This is a genomic window from Streptomyces sp. NPDC001480 (genome assembly GCF_042894725.1).
Classification (GTDB): Bacteria; Actinomycetota; Actinomycetes; order Streptomycetales; family Streptomycetaceae; genus Streptomyces.
Genome location: NZ_JBIAVX010000007.1, coordinates 1 through 22,343 on the forward strand (window position 1 = coordinate 1; position 22,343 = coordinate 22,343).

17 protein-coding genes are annotated in these 22,343 nt (G+C 71.1%); 10 read left to right on the forward strand and 7 right to left on the reverse strand.

The features are described 5' to 3' along the window. The 3 genes from ACFY01_RS18145 to ptsP form a co-directional block, all read left to right on the forward strand. Nucleotides 1-200: hypothetical protein (locus tag ACFY01_RS18145; protein ID WP_390736714.1), on the forward strand; the 200-nt coding region annotated here is incomplete at its 5' end. A 240-nt stretch (nucleotides 201-440) separates the two neighbouring features. Beyond that, on the forward strand, nucleotides 441-890 hold the full coding sequence (locus tag ACFY01_RS18150; RefSeq protein ID WP_390736715.1) for a PTS glucose transporter subunit IIA: 450 nt from the start codon (nucleotides 441-443) through the stop codon (nucleotides 888-890). A 79-nt stretch (nucleotides 891-969) separates the two neighbouring features. Beyond that, nucleotides 970-2,640 (forward strand): phosphoenolpyruvate--protein phosphotransferase, encoded by a 1,671-nt coding sequence (gene ptsP, locus ACFY01_RS18155; RefSeq protein WP_390736716.1) that lies wholly within the window; start codon nucleotides 970-972, stop codon nucleotides 2,638-2,640. Between the two features lie 68 nt (nucleotides 2,641-2,708). Here ptsP and ACFY01_RS18160 read toward each other — a convergent pair whose 3' ends face one another. Both ACFY01_RS18160 and ACFY01_RS18165 read right to left on the reverse strand, forming a co-directional pair. Further along, complete coding sequence (locus ACFY01_RS18160) at nucleotides 2,709-3,602, reverse strand: hypothetical protein (RefSeq protein ID WP_390736717.1); 894 nt, start codon at nucleotides 3,600-3,602, stop codon at nucleotides 2,709-2,711. Between the two features lie 21 nt (nucleotides 3,603-3,623). Continuing rightward, a complete protein-coding gene (locus tag ACFY01_RS18165) occupies nucleotides 3,624-4,829 on the reverse strand; it encodes an MFS transporter (RefSeq protein WP_390736718.1) in 1,206 nt (401 codons plus the stop codon). 111 nt (nucleotides 4,830-4,940) lie between these two features. Here ACFY01_RS18165 and ACFY01_RS18170 point away from each other — a divergent pair, with 111 nt between their 5' ends. Further along, nucleotides 4,941-6,260: an aminotransferase class I/II-fold pyridoxal phosphate-dependent enzyme gene (locus ACFY01_RS18170; RefSeq protein WP_390736719.1), complete on the forward strand. Its 1,320-nt coding sequence runs from the start codon at nucleotides 4,941-4,943 to the stop codon at nucleotides 6,258-6,260. Between the two features lie 12 nt (nucleotides 6,261-6,272). Here ACFY01_RS18170 and ACFY01_RS18175 read toward each other — a convergent pair whose 3' ends face one another. Then, a complete protein-coding gene (locus ACFY01_RS18175; protein ID WP_390736720.1) occupies nucleotides 6,273-8,240 on the reverse strand; it encodes an acetoacetate--CoA ligase in 1,968 nt (655 codons plus the stop codon). Between the two features lie 211 nt (nucleotides 8,241-8,451). Between ACFY01_RS18175 and ACFY01_RS18180 the strand changes: the two genes are divergently transcribed. Beyond that, on the forward strand, nucleotides 8,452-10,812 hold the full coding sequence (locus tag ACFY01_RS18180; protein ID WP_390736721.1) for a glycoside hydrolase family 31 protein: 2,361 nt from the start codon (nucleotides 8,452-8,454) through the stop codon (nucleotides 10,810-10,812). 7 nt (nucleotides 10,813-10,819) lie between these two features. Here ACFY01_RS18180 and ACFY01_RS18185 read toward each other — a convergent pair whose 3' ends face one another. Then, nucleotides 10,820-11,356: an NUDIX domain-containing protein gene (locus ACFY01_RS18185; RefSeq protein WP_390736722.1), complete on the reverse strand. Its 537-nt coding sequence runs from the start codon at nucleotides 11,354-11,356 to the stop codon at nucleotides 10,820-10,822. A 223-nt stretch (nucleotides 11,357-11,579) separates the two neighbouring features. Here ACFY01_RS18185 and ACFY01_RS18190 point away from each other — a divergent pair, with 223 nt between their 5' ends. The 5 genes from ACFY01_RS18190 to glpK all read left to right on the forward strand — a co-directional run bounded on the left by ACFY01_RS18190 (nucleotide 11,580) and on the right by glpK (nucleotide 17,628). Continuing rightward, nucleotides 11,580-12,026: a Zn-ribbon domain-containing OB-fold protein gene (locus tag ACFY01_RS18190; protein ID WP_390736723.1), complete on the forward strand. Its 447-nt coding sequence runs from the start codon at nucleotides 11,580-11,582 to the stop codon at nucleotides 12,024-12,026. Beyond that, entirely contained in the window at nucleotides 12,023-13,213 is a 1,191-nt protein-coding gene (locus ACFY01_RS18195) for a lipid-transfer protein (RefSeq protein ID WP_390736724.1), read from the forward strand. Before ACFY01_RS18190 ends, ACFY01_RS18195 begins: the two co-directional genes overlap by 4 nt. Before the next feature lie 154 nt (nucleotides 13,214-13,367). Continuing rightward, nucleotides 13,368-15,017, forward strand: coding sequence for an EAL domain-containing protein (locus ACFY01_RS18200; protein WP_390736725.1), 1,650 nt, complete (start codon nucleotides 13,368-13,370; stop codon nucleotides 15,015-15,017). A 320-nt stretch (nucleotides 15,018-15,337) separates the two neighbouring features. Then, nucleotides 15,338-16,087 carry an MIP/aquaporin family protein gene (locus ACFY01_RS18205; protein WP_390736726.1) on the forward strand — a complete coding sequence of 250 codons (750 nt, stop codon included), beginning with the start codon at nucleotides 15,338-15,340 and terminating at the stop codon, nucleotides 16,085-16,087. A 20-nt stretch (nucleotides 16,088-16,107) separates the two neighbouring features. After that, nucleotides 16,108-17,628: a glycerol kinase GlpK gene (gene glpK, locus ACFY01_RS18210; protein WP_390736727.1), complete on the forward strand. Its 1,521-nt coding sequence runs from the start codon at nucleotides 16,108-16,110 to the stop codon at nucleotides 17,626-17,628. A gap of 69 nt (nucleotides 17,629-17,697) precedes the next feature. On the opposite strand, the gene ACFY01_RS18215 is transcribed toward glpK, so the two are convergent. From ACFY01_RS18215 to ACFY01_RS18225, 3 genes are read right to left on the reverse strand one after another with little or no spacing between them, the layout of a single operon-like run. Next, nucleotides 17,698-18,303: an ATP/GTP-binding protein gene (locus ACFY01_RS18215; protein ID WP_390736728.1), complete on the reverse strand. Its 606-nt coding sequence runs from the start codon at nucleotides 18,301-18,303 to the stop codon at nucleotides 17,698-17,700. Beyond that, complete coding sequence (locus ACFY01_RS18220) at nucleotides 18,284-21,922, reverse strand: hydantoinase B/oxoprolinase family protein (RefSeq protein ID WP_390736729.1); 3,639 nt, start codon at nucleotides 21,920-21,922, stop codon at nucleotides 18,284-18,286. The genes ACFY01_RS18215 and ACFY01_RS18220 overlap by 20 nt, the downstream gene beginning before the upstream one ends. Before the next feature lie 24 nt (nucleotides 21,923-21,946). Next, nucleotides 21,947-22,342 (reverse strand): DUF742 domain-containing protein, encoded by a 396-nt coding sequence (locus tag ACFY01_RS18225; protein WP_390736730.1) that lies wholly within the window; start codon nucleotides 22,340-22,342, stop codon nucleotides 21,947-21,949. Nucleotide 22,343 lies beyond the last annotated feature (1 nt).

Genomic DNA, 22,343 nt, shown 5'->3' on the forward strand with positions numbered 1-22,343 from the left:
ACGGGGTATCAACATATCTGGCGTTGATTTTTGGCACGCTGTTGAGTTCTCAAGGAACGGTCGCTTCCTTTGTACTCACCCGAGAGACTCTCTCGCGGCTTTCCTCCGGGCGCTTCCCTTCGGTGTTTCCAACTCTATCAGTGTTTTTCCGTCTCTCTGACCACTCTCCCGCGAGCATGCAGAAGATGATCCAGAGATAGGATCTGACAAGTTGGATGCTGCTGAGCAAGGACGCTTGGTTGCGTCGTCCGGCGTCGAGCAGGGTTACGACTGTACACGCGGCCTCGAAGACGGTGCAAATCGCCGGGGCTTGTGGTCTAGACCTCTTGCCAGTAACTTCCATACGGAACCGTCACTTCCCATGACATACGCTGCTGCCAGTGCGTCGTCCGGGACAGGCAGTGACGGCCCATCTGATCTCCACCCCTGGGAGGCTTCCCATGACCACCGTGACGTCCCCTCTTGCCGGACGTGCCATCGGACTGGCGGCTGTGCCGGATCCGGTCTTCTCCGGGGCCATGGTCGGCCCGGGCACCGCCATCGACCCCGTGCGGGAGCCTTCCGAGGCCGTCTCGCCCGTCGACGGCGTCATCGTCTCTCTGCACCCGCATGCGTTCGTCGTCGTCGACGAACAGGGGCACGGCGTGCTCACCCACCTCGGTATCGACACGGTGCAGCTCAATGGCCAAGGATTCGAGCTGCTCGTCAACAAGGGCGACAAGGTGACGCGTGGGCAGGCCGTCGTGCGCTGGAACCCGGCCGCCGTCGAGGCCGCCGGCAAGTCCGCGGTGTGCCCCGTCGTGGCACTGGAGGCCACGGCCGAGTCCCTCTCCGACCTCCGCGACAACGGCGATGTGAAGGCCGGCGACAGTCTCTTCCTCTGGAAGTGACGTCCATGCCGTCGTAGGGACGGTGAACAGAACAACCACGGCGGCGGCGGGACCCGCCGCACTAACGGAGACGGGTGAGATGGAGACAACGCTGCGAGGCGTCGGCGTGAGCCACGGTGTGGCGATCGGCGAGGTTCGGCACATGGGAACGGCGGTGCTGGAGCCGCCCGCCAAGCAGATCCCGGCGGAGGAGGCGGAGCGCGAACAGGGGCGTGCCCGACAGGCCGTGGATGCTGTGGCCGCCGATTTGATGGCGCGCGGCAATCTGGCGGGGGGCGAGGCCCAGGCGGTGCTCGAGGCACAGGCCATGATGGCTCAGGACCCCGAGCTCATGGCGGACGTGGATCGGCGCATCGCCGTCGGGAGCACGGCCGAACGTGCCGTCTACGACGCGTTCGCCGCCTACCGCGAGCTGCTGGCCGGCGCCGGTGAGTACCTCGCCGGGCGCGTGGCCGACCTCGATGACGTGCGGAATCGTATCGTCGCCCGGCTGCTGGGCGTGCCCATGCCGGGCGTCCCGGACAGCGACGAGCCGTATGTGCTGGTCGCCCGTGACCTGGCGCCGGCCGACACCGCGCTGCTGGACCCGACGCTGGTGCTCGGCTTCGTCACCGAGGAGGGTGGTCCGACCAGTCACAGCGCGATCCTGGCGCGGGCGCTCGGGGTGCCGGCCGTAGTGGCACTGCCGGGTGCCGGTGAGCTCGGCGAGGGCACGCTGATCGCGGTCGACGGCAGCACCGGCGACATATTCGTGAACCCGAGCGAGGAGAAGAAGGCGCAGCTCGAGGCCGCCGCCGCGGAGCGCAAGGCCGCGCTGGCCGCCTCCACCGGGCCGGGCGCCACCGCCGACGGACACAAGGTGCCGCTGCTGGCCAACGTCGGCGGTCCGGCGGACGTTCCGGCCGCCGTCGAGGCGGGGGCGGAAGGTGTCGGTCTGTTCCGTACCGAGTTCCTCTTCCTCGACGACAGCAAGAACGCCCCCTCCGAGCAGAAGCAGATCGAGGCCTATCGACAGGTCCTCGAGGCGTTCCCCGAGGGCCGTGTCGTGGTCCGAGTCCTGGACGCGGGTGCCGACAAGCCGCTGGACTTCCTGACGCCGGCGGACGAGCCCAACCCGGCGCTCGGCGTGCGGGGCCTGCGGACGCTGCTGGACCACCCGGAAGTCCTGCGCACGCAGCTGACGGCGCTGGCGAAGGCCGCGGAGGGGCTGCCGGTCTACCTCGAGGTCATGGCCCCGATGGTGGCCGACCGTGCCGATGCCAAGGCGTTCGCGGACGCGTGCCGGAATGCCGGGCTCCGGGCGAAGTTCGGCGCGATGGTGGAGATCCCGTCGGCCGCGCTGCGGGCCCGCTCGGTTCTTCAGGAGGTGGAGTTCCTGTCTCTGGGGACCAATGACCTCGCGCAGTACACCTTCGCCGCGGACCGTCAGGTGGGTGCGGTGTCCCGGCTCCAGGATCCTTGGCAGCCGGCTCTGCTCGACCTGGTCGCGCTGTCCGCGGAGGCGGCCAAGGCCGAGGGGAAGAGCTGTGGCGTGTGCGGCGAGGCCGCGTCGGACCCGCTGCTGGCCTGTGTGCTTACGGGTCTGGGTGTCACCTCCCTGTCCATGGGCGCGGCGTCGATTCCCTATGTCCGGGCGACGCTCGCGAAGTACACACTGGCGCAGTGCGAGCGTGCCGCGGCGGCCGCGCGGGCGACGGAGAGCGCCGAGGAGGCGCGCAGCGCCGCGCAGGCGGTGCTGTCCGGCGAGTAGGCCGGGCCCGGCGGGTCGCCGGCTGCTTCAGGGGCGTTCCGTCCACGGATGGAACGCCCCTGGTGTGTTCAGTGGCGGTGCTCCGTTGCCGTGTCCTCCTCTCCGAGGTCGGGGGCCACGCAGTAGTCGACGCCTGATTCCGGGGAGATGAGGTCGCCGGTTTCGATGTCGGTGCAGTAGGCGTCGAAGACCTCCCCCGCTGTCAGGGGTTGCAGGCCTTCTCCGCGCAGACGCCAGCCGTAGATGCGGTCGGCCTCGTCCTGGGCGCTGGTGCGCATGACGAGTCCGCCGGGGCTGCGTGTGGCGAGGCCGACGGCGAGGACGGTGGTGAATTCGAGGAGTTCGGCCTGGTCCAGGTGGCGGCTGCCGTCGGTGTCCTCGTCGGCGTGGAGGACGGAGACGAGTGCTTCGGGTGTTCCCGAGACGCTGCAGACGAGGTGCCGGTCGCCGGGTGGGGCGGTGTCGAGGATGCGGCCGACCAGGTCGGAGGCGCGGGTGAAGGCGGCGCGGCCGATGTCCTCGCCGCAGGTGGGGCAGGGTCCGAGGCGGGTCAGCAGGGTGGCGGCGTATTGCCAGGTGGCCTGTCGGACGGCTTCGTCGACGAGGACGGGCACGAGGTCGGTGAGTGCCTGGCCTTCGTAGGAGACGGCGGGGCCTGTTGCCGCGAGTTCGGCTGTGAAGCGGGTGCGGCTCGACGGCTGGTCGGGGTCGAGGCCGTTCTCCGCGCAGAACTCGGCGTACTCCTCGGGGTCGAAGAGGGCGACCGTGGTGTGGCTGCCCTGGGAGGCGCGGGTCCTCAGGAGGGCTTCCACCTGTTGGAGATAGGTGGTGTGGTCGTCGAAGGTGAAGGTTCGGTAGCGCCGCATGGCGCGGAAGTCATGCTCGTCGGTGAGCAGGCCGATGGTGCCGGCGATTTCGCGGCGCAGGACGCGTCGCAGTGTCTGGTGGTCGGTGTGCGCCATGTTTCCCCCAATGCGCGTCGATCAATGCTCACTCACGGTAACCGGTGGCACTGACAACGGGGTGGGCTGAAGTCGGTCGCGTACCAGACGGTGCTGGATTGCGCAGGTCACGGCGATGGTGGCGCCGAAGACGGTCCAGCCGAGGGGGCCGGTGGCGATGGCGGCGGTGACGGCGAGCGGGCCGATGCTGCGCTGGGTGGACTGGGCGAGTCCATGGACACCGAGGTAGGCGCCTTGTGCGGTGCCCGGGGCGAGGGCCACGGAGAGTTCCCAGGAGACGGTGGCGTGGAGCATCTCGGCCAGGGTGAAGAGGATGGCTGACGCGGTGAGCAGGCAGGTGGCCCGGAGGGTGCCGCCGGTGGCGGAGAGGGCCATGGTGATGCCGCCGAGGGCGAAGGCCGCGGAGAGTGGGAGCAGCAGGTTGCGGGCGGCGGCCGTGGTGGTGCCGAGGCGTGCCAGTGGGACCTGGAGGGCCACGACCATCACGTTGTTGAGGACGAGCAGCAGGGGTGCGAGGCCGTGGGGTACGCCGTGGCTGTGCGCGATCCACAGGGGCAGTCCGAGCTTGAAGACGGTGTCGTCCAGGGAGAGGACGGTCTCGGTCGTCACGTAGGCGAGGTAGGTGCGGTCGCGCCAGGGGTTGGCCGGTGTGCTGTGTGGTGTGTCTTGGGCGGTGGCGGCGATGCGGCTGGGTGACGGGGGTTCCGCGCAGGTCAGGGTGAGCAGGGCGACCGCCACGAAGGAGACGGCGTCGCCGGCGAGGAGCCAGCGGTAGGCGCTGGTGGTGCCGAGGGTGAGGGCGGCTGCGGCGGCGAGGCCGCCCAGGGCCCAGCCGGCGTTGGAGGCGGTGCGGTTGAGCGCCTGGTAGCGGACGCGGTCGGGTCCGGCGACGCGGGTGGCGTAGAGCTTGGTGAGGACGCTGGCGGCCCGGTCGCCGAGGCTGCCGATGGCCGCGTAGGTCAGGAGCAGGGCGTAGTGGTCGGTGGTGAGCAGGGCGAAGGAGGCGAGGGCGCGCAGGAGTTGGAGCGCGATGAGGACGCGGGTGATCGGGAAGCGGTCGGCGATGCGGCCGCCCAGGGGGGCGCCCGCGATGCCGACGGCGCCTGCGACGGCGACGAGGGTTCCGACCTGGGCGACGGAGAGGCCGGAGACGTAGGTGAAGTACAGGACGGAGACGGATGCCCACAGGCCGCTGCCGATGCGGTCGACGAAGGTGATGCCGATCATCCTGCGTCCGTCGCGGCCTCCCGGTATGCGGGGTCGTCTGCCGGCGACACGAGGCGTCACATCCACTGTTCCCCCTTGCACCAAGTTATGTATTGATACATACTTTTCAACGTGGCAACACAATATGAGATCAGTGGCGCGACGGCCAAGGAAATTGCCGCGTCCGTGGAACGAGGGGTCACCGACGGCACGTTGGAGCCGGGGGTCGCGCTGCCTCCCGTGCGCCGCCTCGCCGACGGGCTGGGAGTGAGTCCGGGTACGGTCGCCACGGCGTACAAGGAGCTGCGGCAGCGGGGCATCGTGGTCACGCGCGGGCGTGGCGGCACGGTTGTCGCGTCGTCGCCGGCGGTGGCGTCACGGCGCCCGCCCAAGGTTCCGGAGGGCTTGCGCGACTTGGCAGGCGGGCATCCCGATCCGGGGCTGCTGCCGGCCCTGGTGCCGCCTTCGCGGTTGTCCCCCGGCGCCCGCTCCCACCGCTCCGCACCCCGGCTGGAACGGCTGGAGGACGCCGTGCGCGACTGGCTCGGCGCGGAGGGCGTTCCGGCCGAACATGTGACCTTCGCGCACGGAGCGCTGGACCTGATCGCCCGGGTGCTGTCGGTCGAGTTGCGTCCCGGGGACGCCGTGGCCATGGAGGATCCGGGGTATCACCATCTGCTGGACCTGGTCACGGCGATGGGGCTGCGGATCGTGCCGGTCGCGGTGGACGACGAGGGTGTGCGTCCCGAGGCCGTCCGTGGCGCACTGCGCACCGGTGTGCGCGCGGTGGTGTTCAGTCCACGGGCGCAGAACCCGTACGGCGGCTGTTTCTCGGAAGGACGCCGGCAGACGCTCGTCGAGGTGCTGCGGGACGCGTCCGACGCACTGGTGATCGAGAACGACCACGCGTCCGCCGTGGCCGACGCTCCCCTGCGCACGGTGACCGGGGCGGGACCGGCGCGCTGGGTGCACGTGCGGACAGTGAGCAAGTTCCTCGGGACCGACCTGCGCTGGGCCGCCGCCGCGTGTGATCCGGTGACCCTCGCCCGGCACGACGGGCGGTTGCTCCTCACGTCCGGCTGGGTCAGTCACCTGTTGCAGGAGACCGTCCACGGGCTGATGACGGACAGCGGCACGCGCGCGCTGGTGGCACGCGCGCGTGAGACGTACGCGAGGCGCCGCACCGCGCTCGGCCGTGAGCTGGCCGCGCGGGGCATCGCGTCGCACGGCGCGAGCGGGATGAACCTCTGGGTGCCCGTGCGGGACGAGTCGGCGGTGGTGAACGGACTGCGGTCGTACGGGTGGTGGGTGGCTGCCGGGGCCAGGTTCCGGCTGGCGTCCGGGCCCGGGGTCCGGATCACCGCGGCCGGTCTGGAACCGGCCGACGCGGAGCGGCTGGCCTCGGACTTCGCCGCCGTGCTCGGCGAGTCCGAGGCCACCTACGGGGGGTGAGTCCGGAGGGGGTCAGGCGCGTTTGCGGGCCAGCTCCTCGTAGTGGCGCAGGAGATCGAGGTTGTCGATGGAGCCGGGGTTGACGGCCTTCTCCAGGGGGGTGCCCTGGAGAAGGCGCTTGACGGGCACCTCGATGCGCTTGCCGGTGAGGGTGTGCGGGACGCCGGGGACCTCGATGACCTCGTCCGGCACGTGCCGCGGGGAGAGCTGTTCGCGGATGGCCTGCTTGATGCGGTTCAGGAGCGCTTCGTCGAGGACGGCTCCCGGGGCCAACTGCACGAAGAGCGGCATCCAGTAACCGCCGTCGGACTGCTCGACGCCGATGACCAGGGACTCCTTGATCTCCGGCAGGCGTTCGACAACCTCGTAGATGTCGGCAGAGCCCATGCGGACGCCCTGCCGGTTGAGGGTGGAGTCGGAGCGGCCGTGGATGACGACGGAGCCCCGCGAGGTGAGCGTGATCCAGTCCCCGTGGCGCCAGACGCCGGGGTAGGTGTCGAAGTAGCTGTCGTGGTAGCGGCTGCCGTCGGGGTCGTTCCAGAAGTGGATCGGCATCGACGGCATGGGGTTGGTGACCACGAGTTCGCCCACCTCGTCGACGAGGGGCTTTCCGGCGGGGTCCCAGGACTGAAGATCGGTGCCGAGGCCCGGCGCCTGGAGTTCACCGGTGTACACGGGGAGGGTCGGTACGGCACCCGCGAAGCACGAGCACACGTCCGTGCCGCCGCTGACCGACGCGATCCACAGGTCCTCGCGGACCTCGTCGTGCAGCCAGCGGAAACCGTCGGGGGGCAGGGGTGAGCCGGTGGTGGCCACGCACTGCACCCGGGAGAGGTCGAAGTCGCGGGACGGGTGGACGCCCGCCTTGCGGCAGGCCATGACGTACGCGGCCGACGTGCCGTACAGGGTCGCGCCGGTGCGTTCGGCGACCCGCCACTGGGCACCCGTGTCCGGGTAGCCGGGGCTGCCGTCGTACAGGACGACGGTCGTACCGGTGAGGAGGCCGGAGACGAGGAAGTTCCACATCATCCAACCGGTCGAGGTGTACCAGAAGAAGCGGTCCTCGGGGCCCAGGTCGCAGTGCAGGCCGAGCTGCTTGAGGTGCTCGACCAGGATGCCGCCCTGGGACTGGACGATGGCCTTGGGCAGGCCGGTGGTCCCGGAGGAGTAGAGCACCCACAGGGGGTGGTCGAACGGGACCTGCTCGAAGACGGGCTCCGCGTCGGCCGACGTCAGGGCCGACCACTCCAGGGCTCCTTCGGGGGCCTCGGTGCCGAGCAGGGGGATGTGGACGACGGCGCGCAGGGTGGGCAGTTCGCGGCGCAGCTCGGCGACGATCTCGCGCCGGTCGTGCTCCTTGCCGCCGTAGCGGTAGCCGTCGACGGTGAACAGGACGACGGGCTCGACCTGCTGAAAGCGGTCGAGGACGCTGCGGGCGCCGAAGTCGGGTGCGCAGGAGGTCCACACCGCGCCGACGGCGGCCGTGGCGAGCAGCGCGACGACGGCCTGCGTGATGTTCGGGAGGTAGCCGCTGACGCGGTCTCCGGGGCGTACGCCGAGGGCGCGCAGTTCGGAGGTCAGGGAGCCGACCTGGCGGCGCAGCTCGGACCAGGTCACCGGGCGGGGTTCGTGGGTTTCGTCGACGTACAGGAGCGCGGGTTGGTCCGGGCGGTCCGCGCCGGCGCGCAGGGCGTGTTCGGCGTAGTTCAGCGTCGCTCCGGGGAACCACTGCGCGCCGGGCATCGAGCGGTCGCCGAGCACGCGCGCGTAGGGCGTGGAGAACCGTACGTCGAACCACTCCGTGACGGCTTTCCAGAAGGTGTCCAGGTGGTCGACGGACCAGCGGTGCAGCGCGGGGTAGCCGCCCTCGGCCGGGGCGCCGTGCTGTTCGGCCGCCCAGGCCTGGAACTGGGTGATCCGGGCTCGGGCGATCCGTTCCGGATCCGGCTGCCAGAGCGGCTGGGGGTTCGCGGTCGACATGGGGCGGCTCCCGGACTGTGCGCTTCGTGGGCGTCGATCGCGCACGGGCTGGGTGTGCGCGTACGCGGGTGACACGGACGATGCCATGTGATCGACTTCTACACCAGGGTGCGCCCCACATACTCCGTGTCGTGAAGATGTGCTCCCAGCACGGGTGAACGGAAGTTGAACGACACACCCGTGTGGGGCGGTCAATGGCAGGCTGAGCAGCATGGACGGTCGTGACCTGGTGCGTTCGGTGAAGGTGGTGAGCTCGACGGGGGCGGCGCAGGGGCTGCGTGCCGTACGGGCGGCGTGGCGCAGGAGGCGTACCGACGCCGCCGGACTGCCGCCACGGGGGGCCGAGCGCGCGCGGGTGCCCGGTCAGGTGCGGGATGCCGAGCCCGGGCCCGGGGGTGGTGCCATTCGCTTCAGCCGGTCCGAGCTCCGGATCACGGTGGCGGTGAACGGTGCTGTCTTCTGGGGCTGGGACGGGGCCGGGCCGGAGCCGTCGTACGCGCTGGCGGGGCGCTGCCCGGAGCCGGATCCGCGGGCCGTGCTGGAGCCGGACAAGGACGGGGGCTGGCGGGTCGTGGCGGAGCGGGTCACGGTCTCCGTCTCCCGGCACGGCGCGATCGAGGTGTGCACGCCGGGCGGTGTGCTGCTGCGCCGGGATCTGCCGCCGCGGTGGTGGGAGCCGGTGGGCGGGGGCACGGCACGCTGGATGCAGCGGTCGGAGGTGGCGGCCGACGCGCGCTTTTTCGGGCTCGGCGGCAGGGCGTCCGGGCCCCGGCTGCGCGACGGCACGTACCGGCTGTGGAACACCGATCCCGGCCGCGCCTTCGCCCCCGGTGACGATCCGCTGTACATCACCATGCCGGTGCAGCTCGTGGTGTCGGACGCGGCGACGCATCTGGTCTTCCACGACACGTCCTGGGACGGCACGGTGACGCTGCGCGAGGGCGAGGAGGGTGCCGGCTCAGGTCACGATCGCGCGGGCAGGTCCGAGCTGCGGATGGACGGCGGTCCGTTGCGGTGCTGGGTGATGGTGGGCGCCCCCGCGCGCGTGCTGCACACCTGGGCCTCGCTCACCGGTGCGCCCGCGTTGCCGCCGGCGTGGGCGCTGGGGCACCATCACGCCCGCTGGGGGTTCGGCAGTGAGCAGGAGGTGCGCCGGATCGTCGCGGGCTATCAGGAGCGCGGTCTGCCGCTGGACGCCGTCCACCTGGACATCGATCACTTCGACGCGCATCAGGTGTTCACCGTCGACCAGGAGCGTTTCCCCAAGCTGCCGGGCCTCGCGGAGGAGCTGCGCCGGGACGGGATCCGGCTGGTGTCGATCGTGGATCCGGCGGTGAAGGCGGCCGTGGGCAATGCCGTGTACGACGGCGGGGCTGCTGTGGACGCCTTCGTGCGGGATGCCTCGGGGCGGACGGTGCGGGGTGTGGTGTGGGCCGGGGAGTCGGTCTACCCGGACTTCACGCACGCGCGCGTGCGGAAGTGGTGGGGCGGGCTCTACGAGGAGCGGCTCACGCAGGGCTTCGCCGGGTTCTGGCACGACATGAACGAACCGACGTCCTTCAACGCCTTCGGCGAGTCCACCCTGCCGCGTTCGGCCCGGCACTCGATGGAGGGGCGTGGTGGGGACCATCAGGAGGCGCACAACGTGTACGCGCTGTGCATGGCCAGGGCGGGCTACGAGGGTCTGCGTGAACTGGCACCACGGCAGCGGCCGTTCTTCTTCTCCCGCTCCGGCTGGGCCGGGATGCAGCGCTACGGCGGTGCGTGGTCCGGTGACGTCGCCACGGGCTGGCCGGGGTTGCGTGCCTCCCTGTCGCTGGTCCTGGGGCTCGGTTTGTGCGGGGTGCCGTACTCGGGGCCGGATGTGGGCGGGTTCGACGGGAGTCCGTCGCCCGAGCTGTATCTGAGGTGGTTCCAGCTCGGTGCGTACCTTCCGCTGTTCCGCACGCACGCGAGTCTGCGCGCGGGGCGCAGGGAGCCGTGGGAGTTCGGTGCCGAGGTGCTGGAGCACGCGCGCGGGGCGCTCCTGCACCGCAGGCGTCTGCTGCCGTACTTCATGACGCTGGCGCACGTGGCCCGGCGTACCGGCGCGCCGTATGTGCGGCCCTTGTGGTGGGGTGCGCCGGAGGACCGTGCGTTGCGCGACTGCGAGGACGCCTTCCTGCTGGGCGACTGTCTCCTGGTGGCGCCGGTGCTCGATGCCGGAGCGGACCGGCGCGCGGTGCGGCTGCCCAGGGGGCGCTGGTACGACACCGTGACGGAGCAGGCGTTCCAGGGGCCGGCGCAGGTGCGGGTCGACGCGCCCCTGTCGCGGATCCCGGTGCTCGCGCGCGCGGGGGCGATCCTTCCGGTGCGGGGCGAGGAGGGCGGGCTGGAGCTCGAGGTGTGGGCGCCCGACCGGGGACGCACCGGGTCCGGGCTGGTGGTGCCGGACGCGGGCGACGGGTGGGACGAACCGGAGATCGAGCACTACGTCGCCCGCTGGGAGGGCCGGCGGCTGGTGGTCGTACGGGAGGGGCAGGACGGCGCCGGTGAGCCGCCCTACCCGGTGCGCGTACGAGGGCTCGGGTGAGGCGGGCTCAGATGTAGCGGCCTTCGAACCACGCCCGCGCGGCCACGGTGTGCAGCGGGAAGGCGAGCTCCTCCGGCCTGCGCAGCAGGTGCCAGCCCTCCGTCTCGTCCGTCACGGCGGACTGCGGCAGTCCCTCGGCGGGGCGTTCCGGCAGGAGCCCGAAGAGCAGCAGGTGTCCGTCGGGCGAGCTCATGGCGTCGATCAGGCGCACGTCGCGCGCGGCGGCGTCGATGCCCGTCTCCTCCTTGAGTTCGCGGACGACGGCGTGCCGCCAGTCCTCGCGGTCGTCGACGTAGCCGCCCGGCAGTGCCGTGCCTCCGCGCGCGGGTGCGACGGTCCGGGTGATGACGACCAGGGCGGTGCCCTGGGTGTCGTACACGGGCTGGAGGGCGACCGCGACCGGCAACGGATTGCGGTAGGCGACGCTGCCGCAGGACGGGCAGGTGCGGGGCCAGCCGGAGACTCCCTCTCCGTAGGGCGCTCCGCAGCTCGAACAGTGCGAGTGCGGTACGGAGTTGGCGGTTGGGTGCTGAATTTCGGACACGCGCGGACTGTATCCGATCACAGCAGGGGCGTGTTCCGGAAGCAGTCGGGCTCGGCGTCGCAGGAAAGCGGAAGGGTGGCCGGAACCACCCCCGTCGGCCCCGGCCACCCTTCCCGATACCACGACGCCGAAAGGGGCCGTGCGGTTCTGCGTACGGCCTGCCCATTTCCGCTTGCCCGTGACACACTCCTGACGTTCCGTCAGATCGGATGCGGGAGGGGCTTTGTCGCGGACACGCACGCCTGCGGTCGACGGCTGGTTCGACGGTGAGGGGGACGGCTTCCGGCTCCTCGGCACGCGCTGCTCCGACTGCGCGTCGGTCTTCTTCCCCCGCGAGGACACCCACTGCCGCAACCCCGGATGTCCCGGTGGTGACCTCGAGGAGATCACGCTGTCGCGGCGGGGACGGATCTGGTCGTACACCGACGGCCGGTACCGGCCGCCGTCACCCTATGTGAGCGATCCGGAACTTCCGTGGGAGCCGTACACGTTGATCGCGGTGGAGCTGGAGTCCGAGCGCATCGTGGTGCTGGGACAGGCCGTTCCCGGGATCACCGTCTGCGATCTGACGGTGGGCATGGAGGTGGAGGTCGTCCCCGGAGTGCTGTTCGAGGACACGGAGACGACCTGGACGACGTGGCACTGGAGGCCGACGGAGGTGACGGCGTGACGGCGGACGTGGCGGTGCTCGGCGTGGGCATGCACCCCTGGGGCAAATGGGGCCGCGGCTTCGTCGAGTACGGGGCGGCCGCGGCCCGTGCGGCCCTCGCGGACGCGGGCCTGGACTGGCGCGACATCCGCTCCGTGGTGGGCGCCGACACCGTGCGCGGGGGATATCCCGGCTATGTCGCGGGCGCCACGTTCGCCAGGGCGCTCGGCTGGCAGGGTGCCCGGGTCGCCAGCGTGTACGCTGCGTGCGCCTCCGGGGCGCAGGCGGTCGCCACCGCGCGGGCCCAGATTCTCGCGGGGCTCGCGGACGCGGTCCTCGTGGTGGGCGCGGACGCCGCCCCCAAGGGCTTCTTCCGGCCCGGAGGCGGAGACCGGCCCGACGATCCGGACTGGCTGCGGTTCCGCCTTCTAGGGGCGACGAACCCGGCGTACTTCGGGCTGTACGCGCGACGGCGGATGGCGGTGCACGGCGACACCCCGGAGGATTTCGCGCTGGTCAAGGTGAAGAACGCCGCCCAGGGAGCGCTGAACCCGTACGCGCGTTACCGCAAGCGGGTCACCGCCGAGGAGGTGGCCGCCTCCGCGGTGATCGCCGATCCGCTCCGGCTGCTCGACATCTGCGCGACCTCCGACGGCGGCGCGGCACTGGTGCTGTCCAGCACGGACTTCGCGCGCCGGCACGGCGTGAGCGCACCGGTGCGGATCCGGGCGGTGTCCACGGTGACGCCGCGCTACCCGAACACCGTGCTGGACCTGCCGGACATCGCGACGGACTCCGCGGCTGCGGTCGAGCCCCCGGACGAGACGTTCCGGGCGTCGATCGCCCGCGCGGCGTACGAGGAGGCGGGCGTCGGCCCGGAGGACCTGTCCCTGGCCGAGGTGTACGACCTCTCCACCGCCCTGGAGTTGCAGTGGTACGAGGATCTGGGGCTGTGCGGTGAGGGGGAGGGCGCCAAGCTGCTGCGGGAGGGCGCGACGGCCCTGGGCGGCCGCATACCGGTGAACGCCAGTGGCGGGCTCGCCTCCTTCGGGGAGGCCGTGCCGGCCCAGGCGATCGCCCAGATCTGCGAACTGGCCTGGCAGTTGCGGGGCACGGCCGGCGACCGGCAGGTCGCCGGGGCACGCGTGGGGATCACGGCCAACCAGGGGCTGTTCGGCCATGGTTCGTCGGTCATCGCACTGCGGTGAGAGCCGACGCCATGGGCGTGATCGACGACGCGGCGGGGTCGGTGTGACAGGGGCGTCACAAGGTGATTTCCACGCTCTGTGATCACCCCGGAATGCTGCGTGAACGTCTTATGAACTGCGCTTGGGCGTGAGCGGGCGGCGACATCATGCTTCCGTGCGCTCCTGGACGGATACTCTCCGCTTCGCCTTCCAACCGGTGGTCAACCTGCGGACCGGTGGTGTCGCCGCACTGGAGATACTGGCCCGCCCGGAGACGGGCGATGTCCTGGCCGAGGCCCGCCGTGACCCCGAACTCGACAGTCGGCTTGCCGTCCTGGCCCTCAGGGCGGCGCTGCGCACGGAGACGATGCTGCCGCTGCACGTCAACGTGTTCGCCGGCACGCTCGCCGACCTGGGTGGCCTCACCCCTCTGCGCGACGCGGTACGGCAGGCGGGCCGGATGCCGTGGGAGGTGACGCTCGATGTCGTCCCGCCCTTCACGCACGTCCCGCAGCCGGCGCTGCTGGAGGCGGTGACAGCCCTGCGCGGGCAGGGCTTCCGGATCAGCGCCGACGGCATCGGAGACGGCGACGTGCCACTGCGGCTGCTCACCGACCTCGCGCCCGACCTTGTGAAGCTCGACGCCTCACTGCTGGCGCGACCGGCCGCGGTGCGAGCGATGCGGACCCTCTGCGAGCACCTCGGCGCCCTGCTGTCGGTCGAGGGTGTGGAGACGGAACTGCAGTGCGCGGCGGCGCTGGCGGCCGGGGCGCAGCTGGCGCAGGGCGCGCTGTTCGCGCCCCCGGCCCGGATCCCCCTGGCGGACGTATACGTTCCGCCACGCTTCCCGGCGCACGGGGCCGTGCCCCGGTCGGGCCCGTCGGTACGGGAGTTCGTGCGGCCCGCGGCACTGCTGCCGGTCACGGCGTCCGCGGGCCAGGTGCGCGCTCTGCTGACCTGCTCGCCGGACGTGTCCGGGGTGCTGCTCGTCGACCAGGCCGGGGTACCGGTCCGGTCGGTGCACCGCTCCCGCTTCCTGCTCACGTTGTCGGGCCGCTACGGGCACGCCCTGTACGCCGACCGGCCCGCCGTCAAACTCGGCGACCCTCCACGCATGGTGGGCGCCGACGCCACGGCCTGGGAGGTCCTGGACGTGGTGGCGGTCGGCGGGCGGGACCGTACCTCGGACGACGTGGCGGTCGTGGACCACTACGGGCGGTGCGTGGGCGTCGTACGGCTCGCGGACCTCGTACGGGCCCTGGCCGAGACCAGGGTCGAGGAGGCGGCCGGGCTCAATCCGCTGACCCGGCTGCCCGGTTCGGACGCGATCACCGGGGAGGTGGACCGGCGGATCACGGAGGGGCGGGCGTTCGCGCTGAGCTGGCTGGACATCGACCACTTCAAGCAGGTCAACGACGGAGCCGGATTCGCGGCGGGCGACGAGCTGATCCGGTCGGTGGGGCGGGCGCTCCAGCAGGCGGTCACCGGGCACGCGCGCGTGGGACACATCGGCGGGGACGACTTCCTGGTGCTCGCCGAGGAGGAAGGGCTGGAGCAGTTCGTCAGCGCGGTGCTCGACGCGGCCTGGTCCGCGGGCGGCCGTCCGGTCACCCTGTCCCTGGCCACCGTCGTGTGCGCGCCGGGCAGCGTGACCGACCACCGGCAGGCAGCAGCGTGTCTGGCACCGCTGAAGACGGCGGCGAAGTCGCTGAGCGGGGCGAGCTGGGTAGTGGGGCGTGCGGGGCTGCCGGGGCACGAGATCCGGCGCGGTTGTGGAGCGACGCCCACCCAGGCCGGGTACGCGGCCGCGGAGCCACTGGGCTGAGGTCCTCTCCGCTGCCGCACAAGGGGCTGTCACCGTTGGTGTCGGCAACCTTGACGCTCCCGGAGCGCCGGTGAACACTTCCCGTGTCGGTCGGCATCGCCGCACGTTCTCGGCGTATTCAGGTACTGCGCCGCGCGGATTCTCCCTGGGCCACGGCCCGTTCCTCCACATGCGATTCGGCTGTCACGGCACGCTCGTCACGGACGCCGGGCGGGGCGCGGGACCCTCCCTGCCTTCGGCTGAAGTCGCCAAGGGAAACGTCCCTGCACTCGGGGCGGCCACAGGGCCGGCCCTCCCCGGACCAGCGCCTAGGAGCCGCCATGAGCAACGGAGACATATTCGTCGGCGAGGTCATCGGCACCGCGATCCTGATCCTCTTCGGTGCCGGCGTCTGCGCCGCCGTCACCCTCAGATACTCCAAGGCACGGGCTTCCGGATGGGTGGTGATCGCGTTCGGCTGGGGATTCGGTGTGCTGGCGGGCGCGTACACCGCCGCCCCGCTCTCCGGCGGCCAGCTCAACCCGGCCGTCACGATCGGTATCGCCATCGACACCGGCAAGTGGGGCAAGGTCTGGCTCTACCTGCTGGGCCAGATGGTGGGCGCGATGCTCGGCGCCCTCCTGGCCTACCTGGTGTACCTCGCCCAGTTCCAGGCCAACACCCGTACGGGAGGCACCACCGAGGGGACCGCCGACGAACCGGTGCCCACCCTGGGCATCTTCTCGACCATCCCGGAGATCCGTAATCCGGTCGCCAACCTGATCACGGAGATCATCGCGACGATCTCTCTCGTCCTGCCGATCCTCGCCTTCGGACTGACCAAAGGACTGGGCGAGTCCGGCACCACCGTACTGATCGTCTCGCTGCTCGTGGTCGGCATCGGGCTCTCTCTGGGCGGGCCGACCGGCTATGCGATCAACCCCGCACGTGACCTGGGCCCGCGCATCGTGCACACCTTCCTGCCGATCCCGAACAAGGGCAGCTCCGACTGGGGTTACGCCTGGGTCCCGGTCATCGGCCCGCTGATCGGAGGGGTGCTCGCGGGCCTCATCTACAAAGCAGCCTTCTGACCAGCGACCAAGGGGCAGCCATGACGGACAACGCCGAGAAGTACGTCGCCGCGATCGACCAGGGCACCACCTCGAGCCGCTGCATCGTCTTCGACCACAGCGGGGCGATCGTCGCGATCGACCAGCGAGAACACCGGCAGATCTTCCCCAAGCCGGGCTGGGTGGAACACGACGCCACCGAGATCTGGTCCAAGGTGCAGGCGGTGGTCGCCGGGGCCATCGCCAAGGCCGGGCTGCGCGCCGACCAGCTCAGCGCGCTCGGCATCACCAACCAGCGCGAGACCACGGTCCTGTGGGACCGCGCCACCGGCAAACCCGTGCACAACGCGATCGTCTGGCAGGACACCCGCACCGCGGCGCTGTGCGCCGAGCTGGGCGGCGCGGACGGGCAGGACCGGTTCCGTGAGCGGACCGGACTGCCTCTGGCCAGCTACTTCTCCGGTCCCAAGGCGGCCTGGCTGCTGGACACCGTGCCAGGGCTCAGGGACCGTGCCGAGCGCGGCGAGATCGCCTTCGGGACCATCGACTCCTGGCTGATCTGGAACCTCACGGGAGGCACGGACGGAGGACGGCACGTCACCGACGTGACCAACGCCGGGCGCACGATGCTGATGAACCTGGAGACCCTCCAGTGGGACACGTCCATCCTGTCCGCCATGAACGTTCCCGAAGCGGTCCTCCCCGAGATCAGGTCCTCCGCGGAGGTCTACGGCACGGCCGTCGGTCAACTCGCCGGGGTGCCCGTCGCGTCGGCTCTCGGCGACCAGCAGGCAGCTGTGTTCGGGCAGGCGTGCTACGACATCGGGACGGCGAAGAACACCTACGGCACGGGCAGTTTCCTGCTGCTCAACACCGGCGACCGGCCGGTCCCCTCCAAGAACGGGCTGTTGACCACCATGGGCTACAAGATCGGGGGCGAGGCGCCGGTCTACTGCCTGGAGGGGTCGATCGCGATCACGGGCGCACTGGTGCAGTGGTTCCGTGACCAACTCGGCATCATTCGAACCGCGGATGAGATCGAGACGCTCGCGGCGAGCGTGGCGGACAACGGCGGCGCGTACATCGTGCCCGCGTTCTCGGGTCTGTTCGCCCCCTACTGGCGCGCCGACGCGCGCGGGGTCGTCACGGGGCTGACCCGTTACGTCACGAAGGCGCACCTCGCGCGCGCGGTGCTGGAGGCGACGAGCTGGCAGACGCGGGAGGTCGTGGACGCCATGTTCCAGGACTCCGGGGTGCAGATCACGACCCTGAAGGTGGACGGCGGCATGACGAGGAACAACCTGCTCATGCAGCACCAGGCCGATGTCCTCGGGGTGCCGGTGATCCGGCCCAGGGTCTCCGAGACGACCTGCCTGGGCGCCGCGTACGCGGCCGGCCTCGCCACGGGCGTGTGGAACGACCTCGACGAGCTCAAGTCGCACTGGCAGCAGGACGCGGAGTGGACGCCGGCCATGGAGGCGTCGGTGCGGGACCGCGAGTACCGCAACTGGCGCAAGTCCGTGGAGAAGAGTTTCGGCTGGCTGGAAGAGGGTGACGACTAGCCCCACGGAACCACGGCTCGTACCCCGGTCGGCGGGGGTACGGGCCGTGCCTCTGGGCGGAACGGGACGTCACATGCTGACGGCCTGGCGGCGGCCGGCCGCGTACGCCATCGCGTGCTGGACGACCCCGATGAGTACCTCCTTGACCGACTCCCGGTCGCGGGCGTCGCACAGCACGAGCGGTACGTCGTCGTCGAGGTCGAGGGCCTGGCGTACGTCCCCGGCCGGATAACGAGCGGATCCCTCGAAGCAGTTGACGCCGACGAGGAAGGGGATCGAGCGCCGTTCGAAGTAGTCGACCGCGGCGAAGCAGTCCTCGAGGCGGCGGGTGTCCGCCAGGACGACGGCGCCGAGCGCGCCCTCGGAGAGCTCGTCCCACATGAACCAGAACCGCTCCTGCCCGGGTGTTCCGAACAGGTACAGCACGAGGTCCTCGCGCAGCGTGATCCGGCCGAAGTCCATGGCCACCGTGGTGGTGCGCTTGCCCTCGACGCCGCTGGTGTCGTCGACCGGGCGGCCCGCCTCGGTGAGCAGTTCCTCGGTGCGCAGCGGTCTGATCTCGCTGACCGCGCCGACGAGGGTCGTCTTGCCCACGCCGAAGCCGCCGGCCACGAGGATCTTGAGCGTGACGGGCTCGACCGGGGGCTTGCCGCGCTCAGAACGCCCGAAGATCATCGATCTCTTCTCCTGCTTGATGGTGGTCGGGTGACGGCCGGCCGTAGCCTCCGCCACCAGGGGTTTCGATGACGAGTACGTCGCCGGGGCCGACGTCGGCCGAGTCGCTTCCGCCGAGAGCGGTCACCGTGCCGTCGGCCCGTTCCACGCGGTTGGCGCCCAGGGCTCCCGGGCAGCCGCCCGCCATGCCGTACGGCGGGACCCGGCGGTGCTGGGACAGGGTGGAGACCGTCATGGCCTCGCAGAACCGGATGCGGCGCACCGCTCCGTCGCCACCCCGCCGGCGACCGGCGCCGCCGCTCCCCCGCCTGACCGCGAACTCCTCGAGCAGCACGGGCAGTCGCCACTCCAGGACTTCCGGATCGGTCAGGCGCGAGTTGGTCATGTGTGTCTGGACGACACTCGCCCCCGGGAAGCCCTCGCCGGCGCCCGATCCGGAGGCGATGGTTTCGTAGTACTGGTGGCGGTCGTTGCCGAAGGTGACGTTGTTCATGGTCCCGGACCCCTCGGCCTGCACGGCCAGCGCCGCGTAGAGGGCGCCGGTGATGGCCTGGGAGGTCTCGACGTTGCCCGCGACGACGGCGGCCGGCGGCTCGGGGGCGAGCATCGAGCCGGGCGGCACGATGATGTCCAGGGGGCGCAGACAGCCGTCGTTGAGCGGGATGTCGTCGGCCACCAGGGTGCGGAAGACGTAGAGCACGGCCGCGTTGACCACGGAGAACGGGGCGTTGAAGTTGGTGGCGAGCTGGGCGGACGTACCGGTGAAGTCGATGGTGGCGCGGCGGTCGGCGCGGTCCACGCGGACCCGGACACGGATGACGGCGCCCGAGTCGGTCTCATAGGCGTACTCGCCGTCGTCCAGGGCGTCGATGACGCGGCGGACGGCCTCCTCGGCGTTGTCCTGGACGTGCCGCATATAGGCCTGGACGACGTCGAGACCGAAGTCCTCGATCATGCGGCCGACCTCGTCGACGCCCTTCTGGTTCGCGGCGATCTGGGCGCGCAGGTCGGCGAGGTTGGTCCGTGGGTTGCGGGAGGGGTGGGGCGCCTCGGTGAGCAGGCGCAGGGTCTCCTCCTCACGGAGTCGGCCGTTCTCGGCGAGCAGCCAGTTGTCGAAGAGGACGCCCTCCTCCTCGATGGTGTGGCTGTCGGCCGGCATGGAGCCCGGGGCGATGCCGCCGATCTCCGCGTGGTGGCCGCGTGAGGCGACGTAGAAAAGGATCTTGCGGTCACCGTCCGTGTCCGCCGTGCCGTTCGTGTCGAAGACGGGGGTGATCACGGTGACGTCGGGCAGGTGGGTGCCGCCGTGGTAGGGGTCGTTGACGGCGTAGGTGTCGCCGGGCCGCATCGCCTCGCCGCGGCGCCGGATGACCTCCTTGACGCTGGTGCCCATCGAACCCAGGTGGACGGGGATGTGGGGGGCGTTGGCCACCAGGTTGCCGTCGGGGTCGAACAGGGCGCAGGAGAAGTCCAGGCGTTCCTTGATGTTGACGGACTGGGCCGTCGATTCCAGCCGGGCGCCCATTTGCTCGGCGATCGACATGAAGAGGTTGTTGAAGACCTCGAGGAGAACCGGGTCGGCTTTCGTGTCGAGATCGGAACTCTGCGTGACCGCCGTGCGTTCCATGACCAGATGCCCGTCATCGGTCGCCGTGGCCCGCCAGCCGTCGTCGACGACGGTCGTCGCGCCGGCCTCGGTGATGATCGCGGGGCCGGTGACCGTGTCGCCGGGGGGCAGTCCCTCGCGGCGGTGGAGGGGTACGTCGCGCCAGGCGCCGCCGGTGTGCAGGCGGACGGTCTCGGGGGCGGTGGCGTGACCCTCGTAGGGGGCGAGGGCGGAGAGATCGGGGGGTTCGGTGATGCCGGTGGCTTCCACGGAGAGGGCTTCGACGACGACCGGGCGGTCGAGGGTGAAGGAGTACGTGGCGCGATGACGTTCTTCGAAGGCGTGCCGCATGGTGTCGGGCTCGGTCAGCTCGACGGTGAGGGTGGTGTCCGTGCCGTCGTAGCGGAGCTGGGCGCGGCGCGTGATCCGGATGCGGTCCTCGGGGATGTCCTCGGCGAGGAGTTCGCCTCGGGCCGCGGCCTCCAGTTCGCCGGCCGTCTTGCGCACACCGGGCACAGAGGCGGCTTCCAGGGGTGCCTCGACGGACTGCTCGCGCATCGCGGTGGTGTCCGCCAGGCCGATGCCCAGCGCCGAGAGGACGCCCGCCATGGGCGGCACCAGCACGGTACGGATGCCGAGCGAGTCGGCGACCATGCAGGCGTGCTGGCCGCCCGCTCCGCCGAAGGTGGTGAGGGCGTAGCGGGTGACGTCGTGGCCCTTCTGCACCGAGATCCGCTTCACGGCGTTGGCGATGTTGGCGACGGCGATCTGGAGGTAGCCCTCGGCGACCTGCTCCGGGGTGCGGTCGTCGCCGGTCCGCTCGCGGATCTCGTGCGCGAGGGCGGTGAAGCGGTCCCGGACGACTTCCGCGTCGAGGGGCCGGTCCCCGTCGGGGCCGAAGACCTGGGGGAAGTACGCGGGCTGGATGCGGCCGAGCATGACGTTGGCGTCGGTGACGGCGAGCGGGCCGCCGCCGCGGTAGCAGGCGGGTCCCGGATCCGCGCCCGCCGAGTCCGGTCCCACGCGGTAGCGGGAACCGTCGAAGTGCAGGACCGAGCCGCCGCCGGCGGCGACGGTGTGGATGTCCAGCATGGGGGCGCGCAGCCGGACGCCCGCGAGCTGTGTGGTGAAGACGCGTTCGTACGCGCCGGCGAAGTGGGAGACGTCGGTGGAGGTGCCGCCCATGTCGAATCCGATGACGCGGTCGAACCCGGCCAGCTGGGACATGCGGGCCATGCCGACGATGCCGCCGGCCGGTCCGGACAGGATGGCGTCCTTGCCGCGGAACTTCCCGGCCTCCGCGAGTCCGCCGTTGGACTGCATGAACATCAGCGGCACGCCCTCGAGTTCTCCGGCGACGTGCTGGACGTAGCGGCGCAGCACGGGCGAGAGGTAGGCGTCGACGACGGCGGTGTCCCCGCGCGGGACGAGTTTCATCAGTGGGCTGACCTCGCTGGACAGCGAGATCTGCGGGAAGCCGGTGGCGGCGGCCAGCTCGCCGACGGCTCGTTCGTGAGCGGGGTGGAGGTGGCTGTGCATGAAGACGACGGCGACGGCGCGGATCCCGTCGTCGTACGCCTCCTGGAGCGGGCCCGCGAGCGCGTCCGGGTCGGGTGCGCTCAGGACGGTGCCGTCGGCCGTGACGCGCTCGTCGACCTCGACGACCCGTTCGTACAGCAGCTCCGGCAGTTCGATGCGGCGGGCGAAGATGTGGGGACGGTTCTGGTAGGCGATGCGCAGGGCGTCGCGGAAGCCCCGGGTGACGAGCAGGAGGGTGCGCGCGCCCCTGCGTTCCAGCAGTGCGTTGGTGGCGACGGTCGTGCCCATACGGACCGCCTCGACGGGCTCCCGGGAGCCGTCGAGAAGGGCGCGCACTCCGGCGACGGCCGCGTCGGTGTACCGGGCGGGATTGTCGGAGAGCAGTTTGTGCGTGAGCAGCCGGCCGTCCGGGCGCCTCGCGACGATGTCGGTGAAGGTGCCGCCTCGGTCGACCCAGAACTGCCAGCCAGTCACGTCACCACCCCGCTTCCGCGCCGCTCACAGCGCCCGGAGGCCGTTGATCACGTCGCGCAGAATACTCTCGTCCGGCAGCTCCGCCGGGGGTACCGGACGGTTGACGTGGACGAGTTCCTCGTGCACGAGGTCGCCGATGAGGACCCGCACCACCCCGACGGGCAGGTCGAGCTCGGCCGCGAGCTCCGCGACCGACTGCGGGACCTCGCGGCACAGCTCGACGATGTCCACGTGCTCCGGGGACAGCGTCTGGTCCGCTTCCGGGTCGTCCGCGTGTGGTTCCGTGACGACGACCGCGATCAGGTCGAGGCGGTGCTGGGCCGCGCTCGTGGTGCGGCCGCGCGTCATGGCGTAGGGGCGGACGACCGGTCCGGCTTCGTCGTCGAACCAGTGGCTTCTTCCCTGACCGTCTCCGCTCATG